This window comes from Microbacterium sp. (assembly GCF_036277215.1).
Lineage (GTDB): Bacteria > Actinomycetota > Actinomycetes > Actinomycetales > Microbacteriaceae > Microbacterium.
The window spans coordinates 1-9161 of record NZ_DASUNI010000107.1; the positions used below are offsets into that span (position 1 = coordinate 1).

General features: G+C 70.1%; 7 protein-coding genes. 4 read left to right on the forward strand and 3 right to left on the reverse strand.

Annotated elements, in window-relative coordinates; all coding sequences use genetic code 11:
- Positions 1–384: TetR/AcrR family transcriptional regulator (locus VFX99_RS05270; protein WP_329665266.1), on the reverse strand; the 384-nt coding region annotated here is incomplete at its 3' end.
- Positions 385–458: 74 nt separating this feature from the next.
- Between VFX99_RS05270 and VFX99_RS05275 the strand changes: the two genes are divergently transcribed.
- The 3 genes from VFX99_RS05275 (at position 459) to VFX99_RS05285 (ending at position 4856) form a co-directional block, all read left to right on the forward strand.
- A complete protein-coding gene (locus VFX99_RS05275; RefSeq protein WP_329665267.1) occupies positions 459–2039 on the forward strand; it encodes a purine-cytosine permease family protein in 1581 nt (526 codons plus the stop codon).
- The gene (locus VFX99_RS05280) at positions 2036–3064 is read left to right on the forward strand and encodes an agmatine deiminase family protein (RefSeq protein WP_329665268.1); all 1029 of its coding nucleotides are present in this window, start codon (positions 2036–2038) and stop codon (positions 3062–3064) included. The genes VFX99_RS05275 and VFX99_RS05280 overlap by 4 nt, the downstream gene beginning before the upstream one ends.
- An 88-nt stretch (positions 3065–3152) precedes the next feature.
- Positions 3153–4856: an amidase gene (locus VFX99_RS05285; RefSeq protein ID WP_329665269.1), complete on the forward strand. Its 1704-nt coding sequence runs from the start codon at positions 3153–3155 to the stop codon at positions 4854–4856.
- Between the two features lie 7 nt (positions 4857–4863).
- Here the strand turns inward: VFX99_RS05285 and VFX99_RS05290 are convergent, their stop codons facing one another.
- Positions 4864–6564 carry a long-chain-fatty-acid--CoA ligase gene (locus VFX99_RS05290; protein ID WP_329665270.1) on the reverse strand — a complete coding sequence of 567 codons (1701 nt, stop codon included), beginning with the start codon at positions 6562–6564 and terminating at the stop codon, positions 4864–4866.
- A gap of 45 nt (positions 6565–6609) precedes the next feature.
- Between VFX99_RS05290 and pgi the strand changes: the two genes are divergently transcribed.
- Complete coding sequence (gene pgi / locus VFX99_RS05295; RefSeq protein WP_329665271.1) at positions 6610–8292, forward strand: glucose-6-phosphate isomerase; 1683 nt, start codon at positions 6610–6612, stop codon at positions 8290–8292.
- A 104-nt stretch (positions 8293–8396) separates the two neighbouring features.
- Here the strand turns inward: pgi and VFX99_RS05300 are convergent, their stop codons facing one another.
- Positions 8397–9020, reverse strand: coding sequence for a DUF1684 domain-containing protein (locus VFX99_RS05300; RefSeq protein ID WP_329665272.1), 624 nt, complete (start codon positions 9018–9020; stop codon positions 8397–8399).
- Positions 9021–9161: the final 141 nt, after the last annotated feature.

Consider the following 9161-nt stretch of genomic DNA (forward strand, 5'->3'; position numbering starts at 1 on the left):
CGCGACCGCCAGCGCCGGGTTGCGTCGGCCGAGTGCCCAGGCCTCGACCCAGACGACCGTGAGGTCGTCGCGAGTGCCGTCCAAGAGCGTGCGGATCAGCGCCGCCATCCGCTGCGCCGGCCCGCTGCAACCCGCGAGGAGGCCCTCGATCTCGCTGATCTCGGCACCGACGAGATCGCTGTACACCCTGGCGACGAGGTGGTCCATCGAGGGCTGGTAGTGGGCGATCAGACCGGACGCTACCCCCGCGCGCTCCGCGACGGCGCGCAGCGTCAGCGCGCTGAGGCCTTGCTCTCGTGCCAGAAGCGTGGCTGCCGCGAGGATCTCCGCGGAGCGCTCTGCGGGTGACTTGCGCGTGCGTACCTTCGTCGAAGTGCTTGACATGTGACCGCCCGAATAGGTAGCTTCAGCTCTATTGATCGCTTGATCAATACTAGCCCAGAACGGAAGCGGATGACATGAGCATCACCGCACGACACGCCGGACCGCCGGCGACGCGCGGCGAGGGAGCCACGCAGACAGCCGACCTCAGCGATGCGGCAGGACACATCGAGACGCGCGGCATCGACTACATCCCTCCCGGCGAGCGCCATGGCAGCCCGCGCGCCCTCTTCGGCATCTGGGCCGCTGCGAACGTGCTGTACCTCAACTTCGTCTTCGGCGGCATCCTGATCCTGCTGGGCCTGGGTCTGTGGGAGTCCCTCCTCATCTGCGTCCTGGGCAACCTGTGGTGGTTCGTCATCGGGTGGATCGCGATCAGCGGTCCGGCGGCAGGCACGCCGAGCGTGATGATCATGCGAGCGATGTTCGGCGTGCGGGGCAACGCGCTGTTCGGCGCCGGTCTGGGTGTGCTGATCGGGCTGTTCTACATCGTCCTGAACGTCGCCTTCACCACGCTGGCGAGCGAAGCACTCCTGGCCAGCGTGGGCATCACGCTGCCGGACGGCCTCAGCATCCTGCTGCTTGTGGCGGTGTCCGTCCTCAGCCTCGTCGTCAGCGTCTTCGGACACGCCACCATCGAGAAGCTCAGCGGCTATCTCTCGATCGCCGTGGGCGCGTGCTTCGCCGCCGTCGCGGTGTTCGTCATCGCGGCCGCCGACTGGTCCTACGCGCCCGCGGCGCTGCCCGCCGGCGACCAGATCGCCCTGATGCTGCTCGGCCTGACCGTGGTCGCGTCGGGACCGCTCTCGTGGGGCACCAGCGCGGACTACTCCCGCTACCTGCCGGCACGCACGCCGCGGCGTCGAATCATCCTGTTCACCGCTCTCGGCGGATTCGTCCCGTCGGTCCTGATCGCCGGCCTGGGGGTCGTCGCGGGCACCTCGATCGACATGGCCGATCCGCAGACCGCGATCGCCGAGATCCTGCCCTCGTGGCTGTACCCGATCTTCCTGCTCGCCGTGATCGTCGGCACGCTCGCGAACAACGTGCTGTGCTCCTATTCGACCGGCCTGTACGCGCAGGCGTTCGTCCCCCGCATCCGTCGCTCCGTGTCCGTTCTGATCGTCGGGGTGGTGGCGGCGGTGCTGGCCGCGTACCTGCTGTACGGCGCACCGACGTTCCTGGACACCCTCAGCTATGCCATCGAGATCGCGGTCGCCGTGATGGGCCCGCTCGTGGCGATCTACGCGATCGACATCGTTCTTCGGCGCGGTCGCTACGACGGTCTCGCGCTGAACGACACCAGCCGCAACAGCCCGTTCTGGTACGCGCGAGGCTGGTTTCTCCCCGGCGCGGTGGCGATGCTGGTCGCCAGCACGGTCGCGGTTCTCATGGTGAACACCACCCTGTACACCGGCCCCATTTCGACGGCGCTCGGCGGAGCGGATCTGTCCTCGCTGGTGGGCCCCGCGCTCGCCGCGGGGCTGTACGCCCTGCTCTGGTACACGACGTCCCCCTACCGCGACCCCGCCGCGCGTCCCGCGCTCGCGTGGGCCGCTGCCGACGACCCCGATGCGCGCGCTCACCGCAGCGCCCAGGATGGGATCACCGCCGCTTCCGATGCCGCAGCGGACGAGCCCGTGAGGAGTGCACGATGACCTGGACCATGCCCGCCGAGTTCTCGCCGCAGGAGCGCGTGTGGATGGCGTTCCCCCGGGTCGGCAACACCCTCGGCGACGACGCGGCCTCCGCCGATCTGGCACGTGACACGTGGGCCGCGGTGGCCAATGCGGCGGCCGGCTTCGAGCCGGTCACGATGGTCGTCGACCCCTCGGCAGTCGCCGAAGCCCGGAAGCGGCTCTCGAACGAGATCGAGCTCGTCGAGGCTCCGCTGGACGACTACTGGATGCGCGACATCGGCCCGACCTTCGTGGTCGATGAGGACGGCGCACTCGGGGCCGTCGACTGGACCTTCAACGGGTGGGGCGCGAACGCCTGGGCGACATGGGAGCGCGACAACCGCATCGCCCAGACCGTCGCCGCGCTGGCGGGAGCCGAACATCTGCCCTCGCCTCTCGTGAACGAGGGTGGCGGCATCCATGTCGACGGAGAAGGCACCGTCCTGCTGACCGAGACCGTCCAGCTCGATCCGCGACGCAATCCGTACGCGACGAAGGAGCGCGTCGAGTGGGAGCTGCGGCGCACCATCGGCGCCACACGATGCATCTGGCTCCCCCGCGGGCTCACCCGCGACTACGAATCGGCCGGCACCCGCGGGCACGTCGACATGGTGGCGACCTTCGCCGCGCCCGGCCGCGTGCTGCTGCACTGGCAGAACGACCCGTCCCACCCCGACCATCGGGTCGTGCGCGAGGTGCGCGAAGTGCTCGAACAGGCGACGGATGCCGCGGGTCGGCGTCTCGAGATCATCGAGCTGCCCGCACCGCAGACGCTGCGCGACGAAGACGGCTTCGTCGACTGGAACTACGCGAACCACCTCGTCGTCAACGGCGGAGTGATCGCGTGCGGCTACGGCGAACCCGAGGCCGACGAGCGCGCCGCAGCGATACTCGGTGAGATCTACGGGCGCGACGTCGTGACGATCGACGCCCGGCCGATCCTCCAGCGCGGAGGCGGCATCCATTGCATCACCCAGCAGCAGCCGACGTCGGTGACCCCGTGAGCGTTTCGTCTCGCTTCGCTCGCTCAACGACCGGGCGCGCGGTCGTTGAGCGAGGGAGCGCAGCGACCGAGACGAAACGGACCGCATCATGATCCCTGTCGTCGAGGCCACCATCGCCGACCTCCGCGCCGCGCTCGAGTCGGGCGCGACCACGAGCGTCGAGCTGACCCAGGCCTACCTCGGCCGCATCCGGGTGTACGACCAGAGCGGCATCCGTCTCAACTCGATCGTCGAGCTCAACCCCGACGCGCTGACGGAGGCGCAGGAATCCGACCGGCGGCGCAGCGAGGGCGCAACACGAGGCCCGCTCGACGGCATCCCGTTCACCGCGAAGGACAGCTACATGGTGCGCGGGATGACGGTGGCCTCGGGCAGCCCCGCTTTCGCGGACCTCGTCGCCCGCCGGGATGCGTTCTCGATCGAGCGGCTGCGTGGCGCCGGCTGCGTGCTGATCGGGCTGACGAACATGCCGCCGATGGCCAACGGCGGCATGCAGCGCGGGCTGTACGGCCGAGCCGAAAGCCCCTACAGCGCCGACTACCTCACCTCCGCCTTCGGGTCGGGCTCGTCGAACGGATCGGGCACCGCGACCGCCGCGAGCTTCGCCGCGTTCGGGCTCGGCGAGGAGACCTGGTCCTCGGGACGCGCGCCGGCTTCGAACAACGCACTGTGCGCCTACACGCCGTCGCGAGGCGTGATCTCGGTGCGCGGCAATTGGCCGCTCGTCCCCACGATGGACGTCGTCGTGCCGCACACCCGTTCGATGGCCGACCTGCTCGAGGTGCTTGACCTCGTCGTCGCCGACGACCCGGAGACCCGCGGCGACCTCTGGCGCTCGCAGCGATGGGTGCCGATCCCCGCCGCGTCGGAGGTGCGACCACAGTCGTATCCCGCGCTGGCCGCCGACGCTGTCGGCGCTCTCGGGGGCCGGCGGTTCGGCATCCCGGCGATGTACCTCGGAGAGGATCCGGATGCCGGAACCGGTCGCGGCATCGGAGCCTCGACCGGTCAGCGCATCGAGCCCCGATCCTCCGTCATCGATCTCTGGCGGCAGGCGAAGGCCGACCTCGAGACCGCCGGCGCGGAGGTCGTTCTCGTCGACTTCCCCGTGGTCAGCAACTACGAGGCCGACCGGGCGGGGGCGCCGTCGATATTCGACCGCGGCATCGTGCCGGCCGACTACTTCGACGCCGAGATCTGGGATCTGTCGATGTGGTCGTGGCACGACTTCCTCGCCGCGAACGGCCAGCCCGGACTCTCGTCGCTCGCGGAGGTCGATGGGGCGAAGATCTTCCCGCACCCGGACGGCGCGCTGCCGGATCGGTACGGCTCGTTCGACCTCGACATCTCGGAGTACGTCACGCGCGCCCGCGCCCAGGGGGTCGCCGATCCACTGCAGAGCGGGCTCGCCGATCTGGTCCGCGCGGGTCTGGAGGGCCTCGAGCGCACCCGGCGGGTCGACCTCGAGCAGTGGATGACCGAGAACGGTCTCGACGCCGTGATCTTCCCGGCCGTCGCCGACGTCGGACCGGCCGACGCCGACGTGAACGAGACCTCCGCCCGGGCCGCTTGGCGCAACGGGGTGTGGGTCGCCAACGGCAACCTGGCGATCCGGCACCTCGGCATCCCGACCGTCACCGTGCCGATGGGCACCATGGCCGACATCGGGATGCCGGTGGGACTGACCTTCGCCGGCCCTGCATATTCGGACTCCGACCTGCTGCGGTGGGCGGCGGGCTTCGAATCGCTGCGGCAGCGGCGCACGGCGCCGCCGCGAACGCCCGAGCTGTGACGCCGGTTCAGGCGTCCCGCAGCAACTGCTCGCGCACCTGCCGGCGCAGCACCTTGCCGATGAGCGAGCGGGGCAGCTCCTCGACGGCGAAGAACCTGCGGGGCACCTTGTAGGCCGCCAGGTGCTCCTTGCAGTAGTCGCGCAGCGCTTCGGGGTCGAGCTCGGCACCCTCGCGCAGGACGACGGCCGCGACGACCTCCTCGCCGCCCTTGCGGGGCATCGCGACGACGGCCGCCTCTGCCACGTCGGGGTGGCCCTGCAGCGCCTCCTCGACCTCCGTCGGAGCGACGTTGAACCCGCCGGTGATGATGATCTCCTTGATCCGGTCGACGACGGTCACGAAGCCGTCGTCGGACACGGTCACGATGTCACCCGTGCGCACCCAGCCGCCCGGCAGCAGCGTCTCGGCCGTCTCGGACGGACGCCGCCAGTACCCCTGGAACACTTGTGGCCCTTGCAGCAGCAGCTCGCCCGATTCGCCGAACGGACGGTCCACGCCCGGGTCGGCGGGATCCACGACCCGGATGTCGGTGCTGGGGAACGGCACCCCGACCGTACCCGGGCGCCGCGACGGGCCGATCGGGTTCCCGAGTGCGACCGGTGAGGTCTCGGTCATGCCGTATCCCTCGACCAGGAGCCCGCCGGTCGCCTTCTCCCACTTCGCCACGGTCTCCACCGGCAGGCTCATCGCACCCGAGATCGCGAAGCGCACGCTCGTGAGGTCGATGTCGCCCTGCTGCGCGGAGCGCGCGAGCTGGTCGTAGATGGGCGGGACGGCGGGCAGGAAGGTCGGCGGGCTCTTCTTCGCGGCATCCGCCACCAGCGTCGCGTCGTATTTGGGGAACAGCACCAATCGCGCCCCGATGCTCATCGCGAAGGTGAGGCACAGCGTCATCCCGTAGGCGTGGAAGAGCGGCAGCACGCCGTAGAAGATCTCCTCGCCCTCCGCCAGTCCGGGCACCCACGCCCGGCCCTGCATCGCGTTCGCGCGCAGATTGCGATGGGTCAGGATCGCCCCCTTCGGGGTGCCGGTGGTGCCGCTCGTGTACTGCAGCAGCGCGGTGTCATCCAAGGCCGGTCGCGGATGCCGCTTCGCGAGCCTCCGCGAATCGACCAGCTTCTGCCAGGTCAGTACCCTCCGCGCCTTCGGCGTCGCGGTCAGCTGCGCGCGGGCCGCGCGCGCCTTCGGGATCGGCAGTCGCAGCGCGACGCGCGTGCGCCACGGCATGGCGTCGGTGAGATCGACACTCACGATGCGCTCGAGCTTCAGGTCGGACGGGAACCCGTCGAGGGTGTCGTACACCTTGTCCCACGCGATGGCGAAGCGCGCCTGATGGTCTTCGAACTGGTGACGCAGCTCGCGCGCCGTGTACAGCGGGTTGTGCTCGACGACGATCGCGCCCAGCCGCAGCACGGCGTAGAAGGCGACGACGTGCTGGGGGCAGTTCGGCAGCACGATCGCGACGCGGTCGCCCTGCGCGACGCCGAGGCGGCGGAGTCCTTCGGCGGCCCGCTCGATCTGCTCCCCCAGCTCCCGGTACGACGTGGTCGCGCCGAAGAACTCCAGCGCGGTGCCGCCGCCGTAGCGCGCGATGCTCCCCTCGATCATGTCGGGCAGCGTCTGGGTGACCTCGTCGATGTCGTGCGGCACACCGGGCGCATACGAGGACAGCCACGGCCGGGAGGCGTAGGGGTTCTGCGAGTCCATCATGCGAGCCTGACACACGCCCGCGGGTGCGGATAGCGTTGACGCATGAGCAGCCCCATCGATCCCACGTCCACCGCCGCCTGGGCCGAGCTGGAGGCTCATCACCGTTCCTTCACGCCCGACCTGCGCGGCTGGTTCGCCGATGACCCGGGCCGGGTCGAGCGCCTCGGGTTCACGGTCGGGGACCTGCACGTCGATCTCTCGAAGAACCTCGTCACCGACGACATCCTGGCGTCGCTGGTGAGGCTGGCCGAGCAGACCGGCGTCGCCGACCGGTACGCGGCGATGCTCGCCGGCGAACACATCAACACGACCGAGGACCGCGCGGTGCTGCACACGGCGCTGCGCCGCCCGGCCGGAGCCTCCCCCGCCCTGGTCGTCGACGGTCAGGACATCGACTCCGACGTCCAGGGCGTGCTCGACGCGATCTCGGCGTTCGCCGAGCGGGTCCGCTCCGGCGAGTGGCGCGGCGTGACCGGCAAGAAGGTCACCCACGTCGTCAACATCGGCATCGGCGGATCCGACCTCGGCCCCGTGATGATCTACGAGGCGCTCAAGCCGTACGCGGATGCCGGCATCGAGGCCCTCTTCGTGTCGAACATCGACCCCACCGACATCGCCCAGACCACGGCGGATCTCGATCCCGAGACGACGCTGTTCATCGTCGCCTCGAAGACGTTCACGACCCTCGAGACGCTCACCAACGCGCGGCTCGCGCGCGACTGGCTGTGGGCGGAGCTCGAGGCGTCGGAAGCGATCGACGGAACCAAATCGTCCCGCACCGACGCCGTCGCGCACCACTTCGTGGCCGTCTCGACGGCGCTCGATCGGGTGGCCGAGTTCGGCATCGATCCCGCGAACGCGTTCGGGTTCTGGGACTGGGTCGGCGGACGCTACTCGGTGGACTCCGCGATCGGCCTGTCGCTCGCCATCGCACTCGGCCCCGGGGTGTTCCACGAGCTGCTGGGCGGATTCCACGACGTCGACGAGCACATGCGCACGGCGCCGCTCGAGGCCAACGTCCCCGTCCTGATGGGTCTGCTCAACATCTGGTATTCGAACTTCCTCGGCGCGCAGTCGCACGCGGTGCTGCCCTACGCGCAGCAACTGCACCGCTTCGCGGCGTACCTGCAGCAGCTGACGATGGAGTCCAACGGCAAGTCGGTGCGCTGGGACGGCACCCCGGTGACGACCGGGACCGGCGAGGTGTTCTGGGGTGAGCCCGGCACCAACGGCCAGCACGCGTTCTACCAGCTGATCCACCAGGGCACCCGCCTCATCCCCGCGGACTTCATCGCGTTCGTCAACCCGGCATACCCGCTCGACGACGACGGACGCGACGTGCACGGGCTGTTCCTGGCCAACTTCCTCGCGCAGACGAAGGCGCTCGCCTTCGGCAAGACCGCCGAAGAGGTCGAAGCCGAGGGCACCACCGGACCGCTCGTGGCCGCTCGCACCTTCGCCGGCAACCGGCCGACGACGTCGATCTTCGCCCCGGCTCTCACCCCGCGCGTGCTGGGTCAGCTCATCGCGCTGTACGAGCACATCACCTTCACCCAGGGTGTGATCTGGGGCATCAACTCATTCGACCAGTGGGGCGTCGAGCTGGGCAAGCAACTCGCGCTGCAGATCGCACCGGCCATCGAGGGGGATGCCGAGGCGCTCGCGGCGCAGGACGCCTCCACCCGCGGCCTCCTCGAGTACTACACCGCGCATCGCCTGCCCTGACGCGTCCTCCGCCGAGCCCACGCCTCCGCACCGAGCCCATGCACTCTCGCACCACGGAGCGCATGGGCTGGCGTGGAACGCGTGGGTTCGAGAGGTTCGCCGGCTCAGCCGTACAGTTCGCCCACCGGCACCGGCACCGGCAGCACGTTCCCGGGCTGCGCGAGCGGGCACACCCATGCCGGGTCGTACGCGCAGGACGGGTTGTACGCGAAGTTGAAGTCGAGCACGATCGTGCCGAGGGCGGCGTCCGAGCCGAGATCCGCGCCCTTGATCGTGTCGAGCAGGTAGCGTCCGCCCCCGTACGTCCCGCCGGGGCGACCGGCGAGCGCGTCGCGGACAGGAACGAACAGCCCGCCGCCATAGGACTTGAGCCGCCAGACGTCGAGGGTGCCGGCATCCGGGATCTCCACCTTGCCGACCCGCTCGAACGGGACGATCCCGTCCGTCGCCGTGGCGAAGTCGAATCCGCCCCGCTCGGCCGGGAGAATCGGCAGCTCGAACCGCCACACCGGGTCGTACGGTGCGATCGGCAGACCCTCGAACAGCGCGATGTCGTCGGCGAGCACCGGGGTCGCCGGATGCCGGGCCATCAGGTCGTCGCGCTCGATGCGCCATAGCTCGTGCGCGTCTTCCGGATCGTCCTCGAGCCGCACGGCGGCGTAGAGGGCGAAGACGCGACGCCGCCAGTCGGCGACCTCGAGTGCGGTGCGAGCGGATGCGGGGGCCATCCGCCCAGGCTACGCGGGCACGCCGACGGCCGAGCTGCGCGTCAGGCGACGACGGTCGCGTCGGCAGCCGCGAGCGTGTCTGCGGCGACCTGCGCCAGCGCCGCCGCGCCGAGCCCATCGAGGAACTCGCGGTGGCGAAGT

Coding starts and splice junctions, on each gene's coding strand:
- VFX99_RS05275 (WP_329665267.1), top strand. CDS start 459: ATGAGCATCACCGCACGACACGCCGGACCGCCGGCGACGCGCGGCGAG.
- VFX99_RS05280 (WP_329665268.1), top strand. CDS start 2,036: ATGACCTGGACCATGCCCGCCGAGTTCTCGCCGCAGGAGCGCGTGTGG.
- VFX99_RS05285 (WP_329665269.1), top strand. CDS start 3,153: ATGATCCCTGTCGTCGAGGCCACCATCGCCGACCTCCGCGCCGCGCTC.
- VFX99_RS05290 (WP_329665270.1), bottom strand. CDS start 6,564: ATGGACTCGCAGAACCCCTACGCCTCCCGGCCGTGGCTGTCCTCGTAT.
- pgi (WP_329665271.1), top strand. CDS start 6,610: ATGAGCAGCCCCATCGATCCCACGTCCACCGCCGCCTGGGCCGAGCTG.
- VFX99_RS05300 (WP_329665272.1), bottom strand. CDS start 9,020: ATGGCCCCCGCATCCGCTCGCACCGCACTCGAGGTCGCCGACTGGCGG.